Raw genomic sequence first — 20,824 nt, 5'->3', positions numbered from 1 at the left:
ACTCGTCTACCGATATATTTTTCCAATCAAAACATCAAAAACAATATATTGGACCAGAGATTTGCCAGCGTCTATTCCTCTCTCCATACCTTTTCACAGGATGGATTGATGCCCATGACCTCCAGCACCGTCACCTTGGATTCGGTCGAGGCCAGTACCACTGGAGAGGCAGATGGCCATGGACATTAACCCGCAATGGATCACCCTCATTGCGGCCTCGACGGCAATGATCGCGTCGATCGCCGGGCCATTCGTCAACACGCGGATCGCCAAGTTCGAGTTCAAGGCCAACGTGCTGTCGGTTAATCGCCAGAAGTGGATCGATACGATGCGCGACCTTGTGGCGAGCCTCAACTCGCAGCTTCTGATCGCGACCGCGTTCCGCCAGACTCTGGAGGAGCCGACCGGCGTCATCATCGCAAAGGATCCCGAGCTTTCCAGGCGCGTGGAGAATTTATTGCGGACCGTTTCCAAGATCGAGCTCATGCTCAACCCACTGGAGCAGGACCATCAGCAGCTCAATGTCCTGACGAAGGAAGCGATCGACCAGCTTCGCTCTCCTTTGCTGGAGGATGGCGTTGAGGACCGCATCGAGGTCATCAGCCGTGACATCACTCAAGTCTTGCAAGGAATCCTCAAGCAGGAGTGGGCGCGGGTCAAACGGGGAGAGTAGTTGCAGAGCCCCTGTCCCTAACGTGGCGAAGCCGCACGCCAGCCGTAACGTGGTTCAAATCCCAGAAGCTGCTGGGCCTTTCCGATCGAAAGAAGGGTTTCGTTTGGGCCAACCTCCCTCACGAAAGGAACGCCCGGGTAGATCTCTGCCATGAGTTCCGCATTAGTCCGGGTCATCACCGTGTCGACATTGGCAATAATGAACACCTCGGCTCCTTTGAGAGGCGCCTCGAGGGCCTTCCGAACAGCCTGAGCCGCATCCCGCGCGTCGATATAGCCCCATAGGTTCCACTTCCGGGATTGCGGATCCGTGTCAAACGACGGGAACCGCGCGTAATCCGGCGGCTCCATCACATTAGAAAAGCGCAGGCCGATGATCTTCAGGTCAGGATCCCAGCGGCAGAATTGCCGCGCCATTTCCTCCCCCAGAGACTTCGACAGCGAGTAGGCAGTCTCCGGGCGACCAGGGTATTCTTCATCCAGAGGCGCGTAGGGAGGAGGCTCATCGAAAGGAATGCCGAGAACCGTTTCGCTTGAAGCCCAGACCAGATTCTGGATCCTGAGTTTCCGCGCCGCCTCAAAGATATTGTATGTGCTGAGAATGTTGTTCCTGAACGTCACGGCGTTGGTATGCCGGCCTGGTGCCGGAATGGCCGCCAGATGCACGACCGCCTCGACCTTGTTGTACCGTGAGTCGACTCCCGACAGGGCCTCCAGCGCTTGCCCGAAATCGCTTAGGTCGGCCTCAACAAACGAACAGAGAGCCTCACTCGGGGGCATAGCATCCACGTTGATGATCTCGTAGCCATGCTCAAGAAGATCACGGACGCATGCCCGGCCTGTCTTCCCGCTACCTCCCGTCACAAGTACCCGCTTCATTCCGATCCTCCGTTGAGGTCTGAACGCCGCCCCAGTCGACAATTGTCTTAGCTGCCGAGGCTATACCATGCGGTCGCTCCGGTACAGCACCCTGGGGCTGGCATAGTGAACCCGCTGGATTGGTATTTCTTTTCCATCCAATATTCCTAGTTCCTCGGCACAGTGATTATGACTCCTTGGAAGTGGGCTCGGAAGCGTCTTGATTGGGATAGGCGCGGCCCATTTTGGTGCGGGCGGTGTCGGTGGGGAACATCCAGTGGATCCGAGCCCCGGCCGCATTGCGCTGGCGCTCCCAGGCGGCAATCTCGCGCTCAAGTCGCCTGCGGTTGTCGATGCGCCGGGCCAAGCACTGGCCCTTGAGCACCCCGATCTCGATCTCGGCCATGTTCAACCAGCTGGCATGCTTGGGGGTAAAGTGGAACTCCAGACGGCGCAGGATGCGATGCGCTTCCGGAGCCGGAAAGGCCTCGTACAGCGACCCGGGCGTGTGGGTCGACAGATTATCCATCACCACCCGGATTCGCTCGGCCTGCGGGAAATCCACATCCACCAAGTCGCGCATGCAGGCGGCAAAGTCGACCGCCGTGCGCCGTTCGCTCACCGTGACCTTCCGCCAGGCCGATGGGCGTCGAGAAGAACGAACAGATTCAGCGTCCCGTGGCGGCGGTACTCATCGTCGTAGCGCTTCACCTGCCCGGGCTCAGCCGCGATGGGCTGGCGCACCTCGCCAATGAGCTGGGTTGGGCTTTCATCGAAGCACACCACCGGACGGTTCGGATCAGGAGTTTCGGCATAGAGATCAAGAACGTCTTCCATGCGCGCGACGGACTCGCCATTGACCTTTGGGACACACCACTTTTTCTGCCGCCAGGGCTTGAGCGCGTTCTCGGAGAGCCGCCGGCGCACCGTCTCACGCGAGAGGCTGTCGTGCGCGGTCAGCTGAACCAGCGTGTCGCTCAATAGCTCCAAGGTCCAGCGGGCGCGGCCCTCGGGTGGGCTTGAGCAGGCCGTTGCCACCAGAAGGGCTTCGTCCTTGCCCGAGAGCTTGCGGGCGGCGCCGGGACGCGGCTCCTCCCTCAGGGCCCGTTCCAGGTTGCCTTCTACAAAGCGGCGCTTGGTCCGGGACACCGTGGAGGCGCCGACCGCGACAGGGGCGGCGATGATCTCGTCACCAACCCCGGCATCGGCGGCTAGGTGAATCTGAGCTCGCTTTAGCGTGCGTGCCGCGTGCTTGCCGCCCCTGAGCATCGCCTCGAGCTCACAGCGCTCGGTCTCGCTCAGATCAACCCGGTAGCGTATGTTCATCGGTGCCTCTTCCTCGAAAGAGGCTCAGATGAATCGAAGGTCTACGGATGTCGTCTGCGCAACCCAGCTTCACTGACACACAAGGTCAGTACCTGGCCTTCATCGATGCCTACAGCCGGGTTCATGGTCGGCCGCCCGCCGAGGTCGACATGCAACGCCACTTTCAGGTGAGCCCGCCCTCTGTTCACCAGATGGTGCTCACGCTGGAGCGCGCCGGATTGATCCGCCGGCAGCCTGGTCTTGCCCGCAGCATTGAGGTGCTGGTGGAACCCAAACGCCTGCCTGTCCTACGCCCACCTCAATCGGTCAAATCCACTGTGCAGAGGAACTAGGGCGTTGGTGGTCTGTCCAATGCCTGTCTCTGCGTCCCGCTGGGTCGAGAGTGTGTCAAAACGCGGGCTCTGGTAACCGGGTGCGGTAGCATGGACCGGAGGGATCGCAATGAACCCGCTCTCTCAGACGGGCGAAGGGCCGCGCGAGCCTTCGGCAGAGCTGGTAGAATGCCTCCTGGCTAGCGGTAGCGTATCTGGTTCCATCTGTGGCCGATCAGCGAAAGAATGATGATCAGGCCGTTGAAGAACTGCACGTAAAAACCGCTGAGACCTGCCGCTACGATGCCGGTTTGGATAAAGGCGACAATGAGTGCGCCGATCGCGCTGCCAATCACGGTGCCGACGCCGCCCCATGTGGGTGTACCGCCGACAAACACGGAGGCGAGCACGGGGAGAAGGTAGCCGTCGCCGGTCGTAGGCCACCATGTGAAGTTGATCATGGTGGAGAACGTTCCACCGATTGCTGCGCCTATTCCCATGAAGGTGAACGTTTTCACGCGCACACGCTTCACGTTAATTCCCATCTGATCGGCACTGTCGGGGTTGTCGCCGATTATCTTCACCTGCGCTCCAAAACGGTGGCGGTTGTAGAGGAGCGCTGCGAAGATCACGAATGCCGTTGCCCAGAATATCTGAACCGGCACTCCGAATACCTGGCTCGAGAAGATCTTGTAGGCCCAGCTCTGGCTAAGCGTGACGAGCGCCATCGACCTGCCCTCGTTGATGATTTGGATCAGGCCGCGTAAGAGGAAATTCATGCCGAGCGTGGCGATCAGGGACGACAGGCTGCCATAAACGACGAGCGCGCCGACGCAGAAGCCGAGCGCTGAACCGGTCAGGATCGCCGCCGCCATACCGACGAAGGGATCGTATCCTGCCTTCACGAGAAGCGCGAATATCCACGACGAGAACCCCATTGTGGCAGGAAAGGAGAGATCAATATCGCCGGCCGTCACCACAAAGACCAGCGGGACCACAATAAAAAGCGCAACGGGCAGGGTGGTAAGCACGGAACTGTAAATGGACCAGGTCGTGAAGACAGCTGGATTAGCGGCGATGAAGATCGCCATCATCACCACGAACACGCCGAATGTGCTGAGCGCCGCGCGGCACTCGATTAGCCATCTGCGGAGCGGATGGTCCAACGGATTCCTCCCCTCGGCCGCCGCAATCCTTGTGTCATCCGTCGAGGTCGGTCTGCTGGGTTCCGCGAGATTGTTCATCGCACGCCTGTCTCACTCTAATGTACGGTGTCCGCTTGGGGGCACGGGATGGGCGGCGACCTGTTCCATGAAGCGGATCAGCTCCTCGGCCGTGTTTACCTCGGAGCGTTCCGCCTCGAGGACGATCCTGCCGCGGTCGAGCACGACGATACGGTCGGCGATGTCGAAGACGTGGTGAATGTTGTGGTCGATGAAAACGACCGAGCGGCCCCTCGCCCGCACGTGGCGCACGAAGTGGAAAACTTTCGCCGTCTCGGCGAGCGAGAGCGCCGTCGTCGGCTCGTCAAGGATGATAAGGTCTGCCCGTTTGTGAATCGCGCGGGCCATGGCTACGCCCTGACGCTCCCCGCCAGACAGCTGCCCGACAATCGAGCGCGGCGTGAACAGCTTCGAAGTAAAGCCGATCTCGCGCATGAGCCGGTTCGCCTCCGCGAGTTCGCGCTTCACGTTGAGCCAGCCGAACGGTCCAGTAAGCTCGTTGCCCATGAAAATATTGCGGACGATCGATTGCTGCACAGCGAGCGCCCGGTCCTGAAAGACGGTCTCGATCCCGGCCGCGCGCGCTTGCGCGGCGCTCCATCTCGATACGGGTCTTCCGCGTATTTTGATTTCGCCGCCGGAGGGCTTCACAGCGCCGGCGAGGATCTTGATCAGCGTCGATTTGCCCGCACCATTGTCACCGATGAGGCCAACCACCTCGCCGGCATCGACGTGGAAGTCAATGCCAGCGAGCGCCTCGATGCTGCCGTAACGTTTCTTGATGTCGCGCAGCTCGATCAGGTGATCCGCCAAGTGCCGCTCCTGTGGCCCGCCGGTCGATGAACCCGCCTGTTCAACCCAATCTCAGCGTAGGCCCTGCTCCGCCAGCTTGGCGACCACGTGATAGTTTTCCGGTGTGACGAACCCGGCGCCGGTATCGACGTTGATCGGTGCAAGTCCCAACACGATCTGCTGGCAGAGGTTCAGGATCGGGAGATAGCCCTGCTGGAATGGCTGCTGATCCGCCGCTAGCTGCACCCAACCGCCTTTGAAGGCCTCGACGACCTGTGGACTGGTGTCGAAACCGAAATTGAAGATTTCCTTCGGCTGCTTGCCGGCTGCCTGCATGTAGGTCGGGACGTTTCCAAGCATTTGGCCGCCAGAGTAGCCGACCGCCTTGACGTCCGGGTTGTTGACGAGCGCTGCGGTAATAACCGGGATGGCGAGGTTGGGATCGGATGCCCATTCACCGGTGGGCGGGTCGCTGATTTGGATCACCTCCAAGCCCGCTTCCTTCAAGACCGCCACCGTACTGCGCTCACGCGCGCCACGGTTCTCGTTTTCGAATGAGCCGAAGACAATGGCCCTATCGCCAGCCGTGAGGCCTGCGCGCTTGATTGCCTCTGCCCCAAGAGCACGGCCCTGCTCATCCTGTCGGGCGCCAATGTAGCCGCCCCCAAAGGCCGCTACGACCTTCGGTATGGGGACATTTTGATATATCATTTTAATGCCGGCCTTTGCCGCCTGCTCGGCGAGGGGCATGATTGCAGCATCGCCTGGATGTCCCATCATCGCGATGCCATCCGGTTTCACCGCGACAGCCTCGCGAAGCTGCTGCGTCATCACCTCGACATTCCAGCTCGAGAAGAGATAATCGACCTTGGGTCCGAGGTCGGCCTCCGCCTGCTTCGCGCCGTTATAGACGATGGTAGCGAATGCATCACCCTGGGCGCCGCCTACGAAGAAGCGGATGTGAGCGTCCTTGCACCATTTGGCTTCGAGCGCCTGAGCCGGTATCGAACTCGCGGGCGCCAACAAAGTGGCAGCGCAGACCGCTGTCAGCAATCGCGACAATGGAGCAAAGGTGATGTTGACACTCATGTCGTCCTCCCGCCCGTCGCCCCTGCCGGTGCCAATTCTCGGATGGGGCTTCGTCCGCAGCAACGGGTCTCGGAACTTTCAATTGCGGTGAAGACTGCCGCGGTTTCAGCCCCCGCTGAGCAGCCGGCGAAAAACCTCCGTCATCCTGCGATGGTCGCCAATCTGGTCGCCAACGGACTGGCGGTCATAATCGCACTGGTCGAATGCCCTGCGATCCTGCGGCAAAATCCTCACAGCCGTAAGGAATTATAGCGTAAACGACCGTGTCCGCCAGACTCCATTCTCGAACCGTTCTTCGTCTATCGATCGGTGCGCTCGGGATCCAAAGCCTTTGCCGGATCATCCAAGGTTTACAGGGTCTCAGCGAGTTGCTGTCACTGGGGATGGTCCTGTCCCTCTAAAGGCAGGGTGAACTGAAACACGGCCCCTCGCGGTTCGTTTGCCTCGGCCCACAATCGCCCGCCGTGCGCCTCGATGATCGAGCGGCAGATCGCCAGGCCCATGCCCATGCCGCTGGATTTGGTCGTGTAGAAGGGCGCGAAGACACGCTCCAAACCCTTCGCGTCCAAGCCTGGGCCCGAATCCCGCACGGCGACCACCACTCCGCCCGAAGCATCCGCCTCCGAGCGGACCAGCACCTCCCGCGGTCCGGCGTCCAGGCCGCTCATCGCCTCGATCGCGTTCATGATCAGATTGAGGACAACCTGCTGCAGTTGGACGCGGTCGCCAGCCACGGATGGCAAGCCCGGTGCGAGATCCGTCTGCAACGAGACGCCATGCTTCAGCGCTTCGCTGCGGGTCAGGCTGACGACGTCGCAGACGGCTTCATTGACGTCCAGCCGACCCTTAAGGGCGGGCGCCTTCTTAACCAGGGCCTTGATCCGGCCGATGACCTCGCCAGCCCGTTCTGCGCTCTCGACGATGCGGCCGAGGGATTGGCGGACCTCCGCCATGTCGGGCGGTTCGCGAGCCAGCCAGCGCAAGCCGGCCTGGGCATTGGTGACCGCCGCGGCGATGGGCTGATTGACCTCGTGGGCGATGGAGGCGGTCAGCTGGCCCATGGTTGTGACGCGGTTAGCGTGCGCAAGCTCCATCTGCGACTCGCGCAACCGCCGCTCGCTCTCGCGCGCCTCGGCCTCCATTCGCTTGTGCTCTGTCAGGTCGAGCACAAAGGCAACACCCTGGGTCCTGCTCTCCTCGAAGGTCGTCCCTCCGAGCAGCACGGGCACGCGGCTGCCGTCCTTGCGGAGGAATTCCTTTTCATAGGGCCTGCAGCTTCCGGTCTGCCTGATTTCTTCGGCCGCTCCCTGGTCGGCGGGCTGGTATTCCGGCGGCGTCAGGTCGGTCCAGCGCAAGCGGCCGGCCACGAGCTCCTCGCGCCCGTAGGCCACGATGTGGAGGAAGGCGTCATTGGCCTCAAGGATCCGGCCATCAAAGTTCCAGAGGAAGATGCCGATAATGTTGGCCTCGACCAGGCGCCGGATCCGGGCTTCACGCTGTTCGAGGTCGCGGTAGAGACGGGTGTTTTCGATCGAGATCGCCGCCTGCGAGGCGAGCAGCTTCAGCACGGCCATCCGGGCCGGCGCGAAGACGCGAGGGGCCAAGTTGTTCTCGAGGTAGAGCACCCCGATGAGCTTGGCCTGATTCAGCAATGGGAGGCACAGAACCGATCGGGCGTGGTGCTGCGGGATGTAGGGATCCGTCGCAAACGGGTTCGGCGCTGAAGCATCGTCGAGAACCACGTTCTCCCGGGTCCGCAGAACATAATGGAGAACTGATTCCGGCAATGCGGCCGGAACCACCGGCTCGTCGCGCAGATGCACGACAATCGTATCGCCGCAAGTCATGGCTTCCGCCGCGATCCGCGGTTCGGCCCCGTGCGAGAGGATCAACAGCCCGCGCACCGCCCCTGCCTGGGCAAGAGCGGTGCGCATGAGCGTCTCGAGCAGCTTCTCCAGCACGATCTCGCCAGAGACGGCCTGAGACACGGTGATCACGGTCGAAAGGTCGAGATACTCGACCGGCGCCCCGATCGTCCTCGTCGGGCTGGACGCTGGCCCGTCCTCCCGCAGGTGCGGATAAATTTCATCGAGTTGCCGCACCTTGCCGTCGGCTCCCCAACGAAGATAGCAGTGACGGGCATTCCGCAGGTAGAGGGCGGCAAACTGGTCAAACCCGCGTGCCCGGTAGAAGGCGGAAGCGCGCTCAGTGGCGATCGCCTCGTTGTGGACGAAGCCGCTGGCGCGAGCCGAACGGATGGCCTGCTCGTAGAGGCGCATCGCGTCAACATCGCGGCCGTCGATGCACGCAATCTCCGCGCCGACCAGCGCGGCGCGGCTCTCGAAGTTCTCCGGGCAGTGCTCGGCCCACTTCCGAAGCTGGCGGTGGTGGCCCGCCAAGGCTTGTCGGTCTTGATTCCTCTCCGCGGTGGATGCCGCGCCGCAGAGCGAGGCCAGCATGAGCGCAGCGTAGAAGTGGTATTCTGCCCGCTCGAAGATGGAGGGCGACATCCAGAGGAGGCGCTCTGCTTTCGCCGCCGCCGCGACAGCGCCGGCGTGGTCACCGGCGAGCACGCGGGCCTGCAGCTTGCGGATCCAGTACAAGCAGGAGGCGATCGCCAGGCGTGAATCCGCCTCCAGATGACGCTCCAACCGCTCCTCGTCGCACTGGATGTCGTCGAAGCGGCCGAATGCCGGCGTGAGACCGCGAAGCGTCCGGATCAACTGAAGCTGTGCGGTGATGAGGTCGACGACGAGAGCGAACCGCGCCTGGCGCGCGAAGTCGAGCCCGTGCTCGGCCTCGCGCTGCACCTCGGCGAGCGGATCACCGCTGGCGAGGAGCTGCGTGATCAGGCCGTTGCAGCTAAAGGCCGCGTAAGTGAGGTCTCCGGCCTGCTGTGCCGCGTCGAAGGCATGTCGCGCGGGCGGACGGGCCGTCCGGGGATGCCGTATCGAGGGATTCGCGAGGTTTCCGAAAGCCAGGTAGACCCGGGCCTTCAGGCGGTCCATCCCAGGCTGTTCCACTAGGTCCAGCCCGAGCTGGCCGAAGCGGAGTCCCGCCTTATAGTTGCCGAAGTACGGCCCCAGCACGGTGCCTATTGCGGTGTAGGCATAGCACGATGCGTCGCTATTGCCGTGCTCCAAACTGAGATTCCCCATGCGGCCGATGATTAGGCAGCGCAGGTTCTCGTCGCTGAACAAGGCCGGCGTCACGAGCGCGGTGAGGACCTCCATCGTCCCGCACGCGACCGGATCTGTCATGCGCGGCAGGTCGAGCAGCGTCTCGATCGGGCGGTCCCCGAGCTGCCGCCATATCCGCGCGTATTCCTGCCGGACTTCCTCTCGCGTCGGATGCGCCGACCAAGCGATACCGATGCGGCGTAGGTAGTCGAGACCGACCGCGACGGCGCTGTCGCTTCGCCCGAGAGTCATGAAGAGGTCCACCTGCAGCCGGGTGACGGTGGCCAAGTCTGGGAGGCTGATAGCGCGGCTTGCCAGGGCGGTAAGGCGCGCCTCCGCTTCCATCAGCAAGCCCGTGAGGAACTCGCATTCGGCCCGGTGCAGCTCGAGCGCGAAGGCGAGCTCCAGGCGGCGCTCCCACGCATCCTCAGGCAACAGCGCCGTTCCGGCCATGAGATAGGTCAGCGCAGAGGCATAGGCGGTCGAGGCCCTGGCGCGCCGGCCCGCGAGCAGGTTGAGTTCGGCGAGCCGCTCCCGCTCCTCCGCCGTGGTGATCAGGGCCGCGCCGCGGTTGAGCTGGCTCACGATCTCGAAGACGCGCGCCTCGACCGTCTCCGGCGGCGTGCGCGCAACGAGCTGACGGCCGATCCGCAGGTGCTCGGCGGCCCGCTCGCCCTCGGGGATGAGCGCATAGGCCGCCTCCTGGACGCGATCGTGCAGGAACCGGTAGGTCCCTGCCTGCCGGAACACCAGCCCGGCCCGCGCCGCCTCCCAGAGCGCAGCATCCGTCGCCGCCTTGCTCGTGCCATTGACCATGCTCAGGGTGGCGATCGCCGCGCCGTTGCCCAGGCAGGCGAGCTGCCGCAGCGCCGTCTGGATCGCTCCGGGCAGGCGAGTCAGCTTGCCAAGCATCAGGTCCACGACATTGTCGGTGAAGCCCTTGGCCTTGATGCGCTCGAGGTCCCAGGACCAGCGCACCTGACCATGATCGAAGGCGAGCAGGCTCTCCTCGGCGAGCGCGGTAAGAAACTGGATAGTGAAGAACGGATTGCCGGCCGTCTTCTTGTGCACCAACCGGGCTAGAGGCTCGGCGCCGTCCCGCTCGCTGTGCAGGGCATCGGCGATGAGCCGACCCACATCGCCGAGCCCGAGCGGCGCCAGCACGATCTCCTGCACCGACGCTCCCGCTTTCCGAATAGCTTCGAGCTTGCGCCGGAGCGGATGCGTGGCATCGATCTCGTTGTCGCGGTAGGCACCGATCAGCAGCAGGTGCTGCACGTCCGGCTGCGTCAACCAATCCTCAAGCAGATCGAGGGTGCCGGGATCGAGCCATTGCAGATCGTCCAGGAACAGCGCCAGCGGATGGTCCGGCTGGGCGAAGACGCCGAGGAAGCGCCGGAAGACCAGCTGGCACCGGCTTTGCGACTGCTGCGGCGGCAGTTCTGGAACCGGCGGCTGTTCGCCAATGATGAGCTTCAGTTCGGGAACGAGGTCAACCATGAGCTGGCCGTTAGGGCCGAGAGCCGCCAGCAGGGCGTCGCGCCAGGACGCCAGCTCGCCATCGCTCTTCGCCAGAAGAGTCCGGATCAGGCCCTGAAAAGCTTGTGCGAGTGTCGAATATGGGATGTCGCGCTTGAATTGGTCGAACTTGCCGGACGCGAACAGACCGCGCGGAGGCACCAGCACCTTGTGCAGCTCACGGACGACGGAAGACTTGCCGATGCCGGAATAGCCGGAGACCAGAACCAGCTTCGGCACGCCGCTCGTGACCACGCGGCCGAAGGCGGCGAGCAAAGTGTCGATTTCAGGCTCTCGCCCATACAGCTTCTCGGGGATGAGGAGCCGGTCGGGTGTGTCGTGGGCGCCGGGTGGAAAGGCGTCGATGCGACAATGAGCCTTCCACTCGGCTAGGCAGTGCTGGAGGTCGCACTCGAGCCCAAGTGCAGTTTGATACCGCTCCTCGGCTGTCTTGGCGAGCAGCTTCATGACGACTGCAGAGATTGCTTCCGGCACTTCCTTCTGACGCTCGGCTGGTGGAATTGGCTGCCGCGCGATATGGCAATGCACCCACTCCATCGGATCGGTCGCCGTGAATGGCAGAACACCGGTGAGCATCTGGTAGAGCGTGACGCCGAGCGCGTAGAGATCGCTGCGGGAATCGATCGAGCGGTTCATGCGCCCGGTCTGCTCCGGCGCCATGTAGGCCAGTGTGCCGGCGATCTCCTCGGGCGGGGCCAAGCCCTGGCGTTCACGTTGCAGCTGCGAGGCGAGACCAAAGCCCGTGAGCCGCACCTGCCCGTCTTCGCCGGTGACCAGGATGTTGGTCGGCTTGAGGTCCTTGTGGATCAGTCCACGCTGGTGGACCCGGCCCAAGGCCGTGGCGATGCCAATGGCGAGGTGCAAGAAGCGACCCACCTCCATTGGGACACCGAGCAGTCTGTCGAGCGGCTCGCCGTTGGGATCCTCGAGCACCAGTACGGTCCGGCCGCCTTCACGCCCAAGCTCCAGCGGCCGCAAAGCCCATGCACTGTCCAGCTCGTCCTTTAGGCCGTATTCGTGCGCGAGGCGATGGAGACTGGCGGGGGCTGGATGCTCGGCGGCGGGCCATACAGCCAACACAGCCTTGCGCTGACCTTCGTCGTCCAGGCGCCATCCCCGGTAGAAAGAACGTTCACCATCCTCCCACAGGAACTGGAAGCTACTCTCCTCCTGAGCGCCGAACCGGAAAGACAAGTTCAAGGCGGGTCTCCACTGCCAGCCCGAGCTCGCCTTAACACCGACCGGGCTAGAACCTTCATCCAGAAACCCCGTTTGCCCATGATACCCAGACTGCGCTCGAACGACAACTTTGCCTGTTGCAATGCGGGATGAGCATGTTCCCGTAAGAACGCCGGATCAATACCTGTCGCATGAGCTTGCAAGTCCGGGAAGATATTGGAATTAAATCTCGGAGATGGCCAATATCCAATGTGAGCTCACTTCAGCCAACGGTAAGCTTGAAAGCATGACAAAGGGCTGACTACGTTCATCCCGGGATCAGGCCTAGGCACGACGCCCCCGGGTGCCACCAAGGATGACGTTGGACTTCCTACCGTTCGTCAAGCGCCTGATACGGATTGAGGCGCTGTGTCGCCGGCTGGTCCGGCGGGCGGCATGCTGAGTTTGGGATCGAAGATGGTCTGATGCTTCAGGAGCGTACAGGCGACCCCGAGCAGCCGGTCGGCGACCCCTCGCAGGGCCCGTCCATAGGAGTGGCCCCTCTGACGCAAAGCGGCATAGCGAATGCCGCTCTTGGGATCAGTCTGGACGGCAGATCGCGCCCAGTGGAAGACGGCGTTGCGCAGTCGCTGATGAGCGGCATAGCGCATGACAACAAGATGGGATTTGCCGCTGCGCTTCGTGACGGGCGCGACCCCGGACAAGGTCCTGAGCGCGGGATCATCGCGGCGGCTGAGCGGCCCAGGCGCCTCGGAGAGCAGAATGGCCAGCGTGATCCGACCAATCCCGGGCAGGGACCTGAGGATGGCTCCATCGCTCACCCGGATGCTCTCTGGCTCAGATCCTGTCGTGCTCAAGACCATGCAGAGCTCATCGAGCTTGTGCTCGGCGAGATGGAGTTCGCGGTTGGCCACCCGCAACCGAGCCACGAGAGAACGCAGGTGAAGGACAGCCGCCTCGGTCACACCCGGCGCCACCGTGATGGCAGGCTGGCGCAGGATGCCAAGTGCCGTTGCGGTGAACCGCGCCGAGTTTTCCGGAGGCCGGTGGGCTTGGATTCTACGCGGCCATTGGCATGACCTCAAGCTTCGCATAGTAGGCAGCTTCCGCTTCGGCGGGCGGAATGCTGCCGATGGACTCGAGCAGGCGCCGATTGTTGTACCAATCGACCCATTCGAGAGTGGCAAACTCAACCGCCTCAAACGAGCGCCACGGACCACGCCGATGGATCACCTCGGTCTTGAACAGGCCGATGACGGTTTCCGCCAAGGCATTGTCGTACGAGTCGCCGACACTGCCGACCGATGGCTCGATGCCCGCCTCGGCGAGGCGTTCGGTGTATTTAATCGACACATATTGAACCCCTCTATCGCTGTGGTGGATGAGGCTGGTTCGCCAAGGCTGCCGGCCATGGAGAGCCTGCTCCAGGGCATCGAGCACGAGCTCGGCCCGGGCCGAGCGTGACACCCGCCAGCCCACGATCCGGCGAGCGAAGGCATCGATCACGAAGGCCACATAGACGAAGCCCGACCAGGTTGCGACAAACGTGAAGTCGCTGACCCACAAGGCGTTCGGCCGCGGCGCGTTGAACTGCCGGTTGACCCGGTCGCGCGGGCACGGCGCGCCAGCGTCGCTGACGGTCGTCCTGATGCTCTTGCCGCGAACCACACCCTTCAGGCCCATCTGCCGCATCAGCCGGGCGACCGTGCAGCGCGCAACATCGATCCCTTCACGCTGCAGCTGGCGCCAGACCTTGCGCACCCCATAGACCCCGAAGTTTTCCGCAAAGACCCGGCGGATCTCCTGGCTGAGTTCGGCATCCCGGCGCTCGCGGGCTGGTCTGCGGTCCGGATCGGCCTTGCAGGCGGCATGTTCGTAGTAGGTCGACGGGGCGATCGGCAGAACACGGCAGATCGGCTCGACCCCGTAAACCTCACCATGCTCGTCGATAAACGCCTTCATGGCTTGAAGCGGCGGTCGAGCTCCGCCTGGGCAAAATACGCGCTGGCCTTGCGCAGGATCTCGTTGGCCTGGCGCAGTTCCCGCACCTCACGCTCGAGTGCCTTGATCTTCTCCTGCTCCGCGCTCGTCGGCCCAGGGCGAAGGCCTTGATCGCGCTCCGCCTGCCGCACCCACTGGCGCAGCGTCTCGCGCGAGCAGCCGATCTTCGCTGCGATCGACAGGATCGCCTCATACTGCGAGGCGTACTCGTTGCGGTGATCGAAAACCATCCGGACCGCCCGCTCGCGGACCTCTGGAGAATAAGGGGGTGTTCGCTTTGTCATGGCTCCATCCTGTCAGGAGTTGGAGCCTCCGGGAATCCCGGAGCGGTTCACGGCATCGACCTTGCGGATGTGGTGCTGCTTGAGGAGGCGCGCCATCGTGGTCTGGCGCAGGCGCGCTGCTTTGGCCGGTGTTGGCGCGAGATTCCACAGGGCCAGGACCCCCTCGGCCGCAACATCCTCGGCCACCGCGAGCAGTTGCGGGTAGTAGCGCCAGAGTTGTTGGCGAACCCGGGTGCTCAGGCGCACGCGCTCCTGCTGGAGCTCCTCGGCCAGGCGTGACCACTCGCGCAGCTCGATCACCACTGGATCGCCCATCTCGACCTGCCGGTAGAGATAGGGATCGGTGCGCAGTCCGGCCGCAGCGATGCGGGCATCCCGGCGGTCGTCCTTTGCGCCGGCGACACTGAAGCGGTCCCGCAGACGATCAAGTTGCTTGGGGTTGATGGCGTGAACCGCAAAGCCGCGGTCCAACAGGGTGTCGACGACGGGCCCATGCGGCACCTCGATGGCGACGGCCACAGCACTGGCATCACCCGCCAGAGCCAAGAGCCAATCACACAGGAGCGCCAGACCCGAGCCTCCGTGCGGGAACTCCCGCTCGCCGACAACCACGCCTGCAGCATCGAGCAGGCAGGCTTGATGCTTCTGCGAGCCCCAGTCGACTCCGGCAAACCAGATTAATCTCTCCTCAGTCATGTTTCTTGCCCTCCGGTGAAGACGGGCCGCCACGACGCTTGCCGATCCCTGTACTGGCGCTCACAGGCGCAACTTCCTACTGGGCATCCGCCGTGGCCAACCCACCGGGGCACAAGTCCAACGCTGGTGCTCGTGGCACGAGTGCATAAATGGTTGCTCCCGGCAGGTTGGCCCGCACGGCCAGCTTACATTGGAGCTGGCCGTGCGCCGCCTTGGTACAGGTGCATAAAGCGGTCTGAGATGTCGCGCGTAGTTGGCAGAAGGTATAGAGGCGCTCCTCTGAAGCCGAGAGCTGCATGCCCTACAAGGTCAATCAAGAGCGCCGCCGCAGGATTCCAAAGGCTCGCTACCGTGTAAAGAATTGGCGCGACTATGATGCGGCGCTGCGCCGGCGCGGCGACTTGACGGTGTGGGTGACACCCGCGGCGCTGGCGGCCTGGACGCCACCCCGCAGCGGCGGGCGGGGGCGACCGCAGCAATACTCCGCGATTGCGATCGAGACCGGCTTGATGCTCCGCTTAGCCTTTGGAAGGCCGTGGCGGCAGACCGAAGGAATGCTGGTCTCGATTCTGAGTCTGCTCGGATCGGATGTCCCAGTTCCCGATCACACGACCTTCTCGCGCCGCAGCATTGACTTGACCGTTGCCAAGACGGTGCGCGCAATGAGCGGTCCGGTGAACGTGGTAATCGATTCCACCGGCCTGAAGGTATTCGGGGCCGGCGAATGGCAGCGCCAGAAGCATGGAGACAAGGGGCGCCGGACCTGGCGTAAGTTACACCTCGCCGTTGATCCCGACACTGATGAGATCGTCGCCTCGGAACTGACCCGCACAGAAGACGGCGATGCCTCGCAGGTCGGACCTTCGCTCGATCAGATCTCAGGCCCGATCGCTTCGGTCACAGCCGATGGCGCGTACGGTGGTGATTCTGTGTACCGCATCGTTGCCGAACGGGATCCTGCCACTGCCGGGATCATCCCGCCGCAGTCAATGGCAGTGCTGAGCAACAATGCCGAGACGGCGCCCGCGCAGCGTGACCGCCACCTCCGGATGATCCAGGAGCGGGGCCGGCTCGGCTGGCAGAAGGCCGTCAACTACGGCCGGCGGTCCTTGGGCGAGGTGGCGATGATGCGCTACAAGACCCTGATTGGTCGCCGCCTTCACGCCCGGACTCTGCAACACAGAAGACCGAAGCCGCTGCTGGCTGCAAGGTCGTCGACATCATGACCCGACTTGGCATGCCCGTGTACCAGCGCATCACCTGAGCTCCATCGCCAGGGAATGAACGCAGCCCACGTCTGAATTGTGCACCAAAGTCCCTTTGAATCCGCCCGCGGCCCGGCGAGGCCGCGGGATGCCCCATGCGGTTTTCCGGCTCGACCCGTCATTGCGCCGTCCAGCCGCCATCCATGGCCAGATTCGTGCCGGTGATCTGGCTCGCTGCGTCGGAGCACAGGAACACGGCGAGGGCCGCGACCTGATCGACGGTGACGAACTGCTTGGTCGGCTGCGCCTCTAGGAGCACGTCGTTGATCACCTGTTCCTTGGTCATGTTGCGCGCCTTCATGGTGTCGGGGATCTGCTTTTCGACGAGGGGCGTCCAGACATAGCCGGGGCTGATGCAGTTCACCGTGATGCCGTCGGTGGCCGCTTCGAGCGCCACCGTCTTAGTGAGGCCGGCGATGCCGTGCTTGGCTGCCACATAGGCCGACTTGAACGGCGAGGCCACCAGCGAATGGGCCGAGGCCGTGTTGATGATGCGGCCCCAGCCGCGCGCCTTCATGCCCGGCACCGCGGCGCGGATGGCATGGAAGGCGGACGAGAGGTTGATGGCGATGATCTGGTCCCATTTCTCGACCGGGAAATTCTCCACCGGCGAGACGAACTGGATGCCCGCATTGTTCACGAGAATGTCGACGCCGCCGAATGTCCGCTCAGCGAGGCGGATCATCTCCTCGACATCGTGCGGCTTCGACATGTCGGCCGGTGAATAGATCGACGTGACGCCGTACTCGCTCTCGATGCCGGCGCGCGTCTTCTCGATGTCGTCCGCATCGCCGAAGCCGTTGATGACGACATTGGCCCCTTCCTTGGCGAGAGCCCGGGCGATGGCCAACCCGATCCCGCCGGTCGAGCCGGTCACAACGGCGGATTTGGAGTGAAGTGTCATTAAAGCCTCCTTGTTGCTGTATCCAATCGTTCAGTCTGAAGCACTCGCCTTGGGTAGGAATTTCCCAACAATCCTCAACTCATCGAGTGTGGGACCTTGTACGAACCGACTGTCGACCATTGCTCGTATGCCCTCCCCCGCATGTCTTGCGGGTCCTGTTGACGGAACGACATTTCATCTTTGGCATCATACCAAGCCCTTTCAGGGCATTGTCAGTGGAAGAACAGCACCCACCCAACCAATGCGAGCGGGGCAACGGCACCCAGGGCAAAAGACACTACGTTGCCCGTCATGTCCTACCTTCCTGAATCGTTGGCGACCTTTGTGAGCCATCATGTAAATGCAATCTCGGTCTTGCCGGCGCTAGTGACACGGCTTCTCAGGCCGCCCGGCTAGCCTCGGCCGCGTCCGTTGTGAAAGTCGCCGTCTTCGCGGCCACAAGGGCCTGTTGAATGGCGTTGAATACCGCAACCGCGGTCGGCTGTTTCAAGACAAGATCGCCGCGTGACGATACTCGCTGCTCCGCGCCAGCCAAAATCACGACCCTGTTCTCGTGCACCTCATGATACTGGTCAGCGAGAATCCAGCCGTCGACCAGGCCGGGCAGCACGGCACGTGTGTACAGCCAGCCGATGGGGTGGCTCCAGTCGCGCAAGGCCAGAAAGGCCCTCTCGCCCGTATCCGCCGTAATGACTTCATGGGCTTGGGCGCTCAGCCACTGCGCGAGTGTCTCCCGCATAATCGGGTTGTCGTCGGCAATGAGGATCCGTTGAGGTTTAACCGCGCTCATGGTGCTCTCCGGAATACGCCGAGGACTCTTTCGCCCATCAGCGCACCCTTTTTCGCTTTCCGTCTCAGTTCCGGGATGCATACTTGCTGTCCTGCATCGTATGCGAGCCACTGGTGATGATGGCTGCACTGGGGGAAACTTCATTCCGCAGGTTCGTAGCGTCTCTGTTTCCAGTGAGACGGCTCGGATGGCGCCAGATAGTCATGCGCGACCTTGCCGAGTCCGAGCGTCAGATCGGCCAGGATGTGGGTCGCCGAGACCACCTCCAGGATCGGCAGCTCCGCGATCGGCGCCAAGGCATGCGACCACAGGTTCAGGGATGCCGGACCGGTCCAGGCCTCTTTCAAGTTGACGTCCTCCAGGTAATACTCAACGAGTTCGCAGATGCGTGTGGTGCCATCGACATGGGGAATGATCTTCAGCAGAAAGTTGGGCTCGCGAAGCGAGGTCATGACGCTTGCGAAATCGGCAGCCTGGTGCTTATAGCCCATTGTAGCGGTCGCGATGCGAACCGGACCGTAGTCGAGCGTGCCGACCAGGGCATCGACCTCCGTGCGCAGGGTGGGATTGGCAAGCTTCTTGGGGAAACCCCACAGCTCACGCCCCCCAGCAATGGGCGAATGGTCGTTGAGAAACATGCAATGGGTGTAGCTACCTTTGCGGCCGCGGAACGAGACGGGAATGACCTGTCCGCTCTCGGTGTAATCGCCGAAGCCGTTCGAGTCCGGCATGCGGATGAACTCGAACTTCACCAGCGGCTCGTCGATCTGGAGCGGTTCCGGGACGAGCACCCGAAGCTTCTTTGGGTCGGTCCGGTAGGTGATGATCAGATACTCCCGATTGCGAAAGCGATAGGGTCCGATCGGGTAGGCCGGGCTGGTCAGGGGCATTGCGAATGCTCTGGTCCGAACAATGTCTTCGTGCATAGCTAAACTCATCTGTGTTCGATTGAGCGGGTCGCGAGTGCGGCAGGCCGACTCGCAGACCACAGAGGTTGGTGCGCAGATCAGCCGCGCTTGACACTTTCGGCGCAGGATGTTCCCTGCGCCCGGTAGTTTCGTTGCGCGCTACTCCCGCCCGTCCTTAACGAGATCGAATGTGCGAACCCCCTCCTGATCGTCGGGGCGCCGCAACACCTCGGGATGGCGTAACGTGCGCACCGCATCATGATAACCGGCGCGCCAGTGCTCCTCCATCGATAACCGGGAAAACTCGTAGTCCTTTGAGTGGCCTTCGTAGTGTTTCGACCGGTAAATCAGCTGGATGATGTTGTACGCTTTGCGGTCCGCCTCCGGGCTGAGTAGCTTTGCCTCGTCGCTGGTTCGCAGATCGTCCGGCAGATTCGACAGGAGGCTTGCGAGCGCATTGCGCAGATGCTGTACGCGCTTGAACTGGTCGGTGCTGGCGCGCGTCCGGCTGGAATACTGGATCTCCTTGTGCCGCGTCCCGACCTCGGCCAAGTTGCGGGGCAGTTCGCCGTGGGCATTCCACAGGTCGACCTGGAACGCGAGCGTATCCTGCCGCCGGCCCGCATCGACCACCCAGTCGAGCGGCGTGTTCGAGATGAGCCCGCCGTCCCAATAGTATTCGCCGTCGATCTCCACTGCTGGGAAGCCGGGCGGCAGCGATCCGCTCGCCATCACATGCTCAGGTCGGATTGTGTGCGTGGTGTTATCGAAATAGACGAAATTGCCGGTGCGCACATTCACAGCCCCGACGCTGAAGCGCATCGCGCCCGCATTGATCCGGTCGAAGTCGACAACGCGCTCCAACGTGCTTTTCAGGTGTTTGGTCTCGTAGAAGCTCGTCGCCTCGGGGACACCGTCCGGGTGCAGCCAGGGAACCGGCAGCCGGGGCGTGAAAAAGCTCGCGGCCCCACTGACGAGGGCACAGGTCGCGCTCACCTGGTTGAAGAGGGCGCGCGCGAGGTCACCTTTGGGGGTGATGGTATGGAGGGCGCTGGACCAGTCGAGCAGCGGGTTGGCAGAGATCTCCTGCCAGAATGTGCGCAGCTTGGCGACACGCTCGGTCGGCTCGTTTCCCGCGATGATTGCAGAGTTGATGGCGCCGATCGAGACGCCGGCGACCCAGTCGGGATCGATCCCGGCCTCCGCGAGAGCTTCGTAGACGCCGGCCTGATAGGCCCCGAGCGCACCGCCACCCTGCAACACCAATGCGACGCATTCGAACGGGAGGTGTCGTTTGGCGGCCGCTAGATGCGGTTGGACTTGAATGTTCATGGCAGGTGTTCCTTCGCCTCAATGGCTTGTGGCCGCCGCCACCGCGCGGACCCGCGGCGCAGTCCGCAACCGGTTGACAATGTGAGTGATCGTGCGGACCGACCGGGCCTCAAGCTCTTCGTTTGGTATGGCCTTGCTGTGATAGCCGATCGGCAGAATGCCGGTCAGCATCAAGCGGTTAGGTTGCAGCAGCATTCTGGTCTCCGCATCCATGTGGACTGCCACCAGTGCATACATTGCCGAATTATCCTGGGTCCAATATATTGTACTAGGATTCACGATTGGGGAAACATATCAATGGACCTGCGTCAGTCCCTGTACTTCGTCACGACCGTCGAGGAATTGCGTTGAGCACGTGATTTACAGACCCAGCTTCAGCAGTACGATGCGCCTCAGAACCTAGGTTGTGTTCTGCCGCAACACCGACGATCCAGCCGTGATCAACTTCCTGAGAATCGTCTGCCTGAATCAAGCGT

The 20,824-nt window shown here is 62.7% G+C and carries 16 protein-coding genes, 1 pseudogene and 1 other annotated feature; of the genes and pseudogenes, 3 read left to right on the top strand and 14 right to left on the bottom strand.

The annotated features are described in order from the left end of the window. Positions 1 to 172 precede the first annotated feature (172 nt). Complete coding sequence (locus tag BB934_RS37140; protein ID WP_099514734.1) at positions 173 to 673, top strand: hypothetical protein; 501 nt, start codon at positions 173 to 175, stop codon at positions 671 to 673. A gap of 17 nt (positions 674 to 690) precedes the next feature. Here BB934_RS37140 and BB934_RS37135 read toward each other — a convergent pair whose 3' ends face one another. Further along, the gene (locus BB934_RS37135; RefSeq protein ID WP_099514733.1) at positions 691 to 1,551 is read right to left on the bottom strand and encodes an NAD-dependent epimerase/dehydratase family protein; all 861 of its coding nucleotides are present in this window, start codon (positions 1,549 to 1,551) and stop codon (positions 691 to 693) included. 166 nt (positions 1,552 to 1,717) lie between these two features. Then, a protein-coding gene (locus BB934_RS37130) for an IS630 family transposase (RefSeq protein ID WP_237050560.1) occupies positions 1,718 to 2,856 on the bottom strand; the annotation gives its coding sequence in 2 pieces (ribosomal slippage) (positions 1,718 to 2,175 and positions 2,175 to 2,856; 1,140 coding nt in all). A gap of 47 nt (positions 2,857 to 2,903) precedes the next feature. Here BB934_RS37130 and BB934_RS37125 point away from each other — a divergent pair. Further along, positions 2,904 to 3,188: a LexA family protein gene (locus BB934_RS37125; RefSeq protein WP_099514732.1), complete on the top strand. Its 285-nt coding sequence runs from the start codon at positions 2,904 to 2,906 to the stop codon at positions 3,186 to 3,188. 179 nt (positions 3,189 to 3,367) lie between these two features. Here the strand turns inward: BB934_RS37125 and BB934_RS37120 are convergent, their stop codons facing one another. The 7 genes from BB934_RS37120 to BB934_RS37090 form a co-directional block, all read right to left on the bottom strand. Further along, positions 3,368 to 4,333: an ABC transporter permease gene (locus BB934_RS37120; protein ID WP_237050559.1), complete on the bottom strand. Its 966-nt coding sequence runs from the start codon at positions 4,331 to 4,333 to the stop codon at positions 3,368 to 3,370. A 90-nt stretch (positions 4,334 to 4,423) separates the two neighbouring features. Continuing rightward, positions 4,424 to 5,203, bottom strand: coding sequence for an ATP-binding cassette domain-containing protein (locus tag BB934_RS37115; RefSeq protein ID WP_099514730.1), 780 nt, complete (start codon positions 5,201 to 5,203; stop codon positions 4,424 to 4,426). 51 nt (positions 5,204 to 5,254) lie between these two features. Beyond that, a complete protein-coding gene (locus BB934_RS37110) occupies positions 5,255 to 6,271 on the bottom strand; it encodes a substrate-binding domain-containing protein (protein ID WP_099514729.1) in 1,017 nt (338 codons plus the stop codon). A 374-nt stretch (positions 6,272 to 6,645) separates the two neighbouring features. After that, on the bottom strand, positions 6,646 to 12,189 hold the full coding sequence (locus BB934_RS37105) for a trifunctional serine/threonine-protein kinase/ATP-binding protein/sensor histidine kinase (RefSeq protein ID WP_237050558.1): 5,544 nt from the start codon (positions 12,187 to 12,189) through the stop codon (positions 6,646 to 6,648). Between the two features lie 359 nt (positions 12,190 to 12,548). After that, complete coding sequence (locus BB934_RS37100; RefSeq protein ID WP_237050626.1) at positions 12,549 to 13,133, bottom strand: IS110 family transposase; 585 nt, start codon at positions 13,131 to 13,133, stop codon at positions 12,549 to 12,551. 94 nt (positions 13,134 to 13,227) lie between these two features. Further along, a protein-coding gene (locus BB934_RS37095) for an IS3 family transposase (protein ID WP_099513427.1) occupies positions 13,228 to 14,453 on the bottom strand; the annotation gives its coding sequence in 2 pieces (ribosomal slippage) (positions 13,228 to 14,165 and positions 14,165 to 14,453; 1,227 coding nt in all). Beyond that, positions 14,056 to 14,172 (bottom strand) — a sequence feature (AL1L pseudoknot). It overlaps the preceding gene by 117 nt. A 12-nt stretch (positions 14,454 to 14,465) precedes the next feature. Next, positions 14,466 to 15,149 carry an IS110 family transposase gene (locus BB934_RS37090; protein ID WP_099514727.1) on the bottom strand — a complete coding sequence of 228 codons (684 nt, stop codon included), beginning with the start codon at positions 15,147 to 15,149 and terminating at the stop codon, positions 14,466 to 14,468. 296 nt (positions 15,150 to 15,445) lie between these two features. On the opposite strand from BB934_RS37090, the pseudogene BB934_RS37085 reads away from it, so the two are divergent. Then, positions 15,446 to 16,413: pseudogene (locus BB934_RS37085) on the top strand (IS5 family transposase). Between the two features lie 119 nt (positions 16,414 to 16,532). Here the strand turns inward: BB934_RS37085 and BB934_RS37080 are convergent. From BB934_RS37080 to BB934_RS37060, 5 genes are all read right to left on the bottom strand, one after another. Continuing rightward, positions 16,533 to 17,318 carry a 3-hydroxybutyrate dehydrogenase gene (locus BB934_RS37080; RefSeq protein WP_099514726.1) on the bottom strand — a complete coding sequence of 262 codons (786 nt, stop codon included), beginning with the start codon at positions 17,316 to 17,318 and terminating at the stop codon, positions 16,533 to 16,535. 379 nt (positions 17,319 to 17,697) lie between these two features. Beyond that, positions 17,698 to 18,108: a response regulator gene (locus tag BB934_RS37075; protein WP_099514725.1), complete on the bottom strand. Its 411-nt coding sequence runs from the start codon at positions 18,106 to 18,108 to the stop codon at positions 17,698 to 17,700. A 140-nt stretch (positions 18,109 to 18,248) separates the two neighbouring features. Beyond that, positions 18,249 to 19,034, bottom strand: coding sequence for an acetoacetate decarboxylase (locus BB934_RS37070; protein ID WP_099514724.1), 786 nt, complete (start codon positions 19,032 to 19,034; stop codon positions 18,249 to 18,251). A gap of 141 nt (positions 19,035 to 19,175) precedes the next feature. After that, the gene (locus BB934_RS37065; RefSeq protein WP_099514723.1) at positions 19,176 to 20,348 is read right to left on the bottom strand and encodes a patatin-like phospholipase family protein; all 1,173 of its coding nucleotides are present in this window, start codon (positions 20,346 to 20,348) and stop codon (positions 19,176 to 19,178) included. A gap of 18 nt (positions 20,349 to 20,366) precedes the next feature. Continuing rightward, positions 20,367 to 20,585 (bottom strand): hypothetical protein, encoded by a 219-nt coding sequence (locus BB934_RS37060; protein WP_099514722.1) that lies wholly within the window; start codon positions 20,583 to 20,585, stop codon positions 20,367 to 20,369. Positions 20,586 to 20,824 lie beyond the last annotated feature (239 nt).

The organism is Microvirga ossetica (assembly GCF_002741015.1).
GTDB lineage: Bacteria > Pseudomonadota > Alphaproteobacteria > Rhizobiales > Beijerinckiaceae > Microvirga > Microvirga ossetica.
Note: the sequence above shows the minus strand (reverse complement) of the source record. Positions and strands in the feature narration are given on the sequence as shown.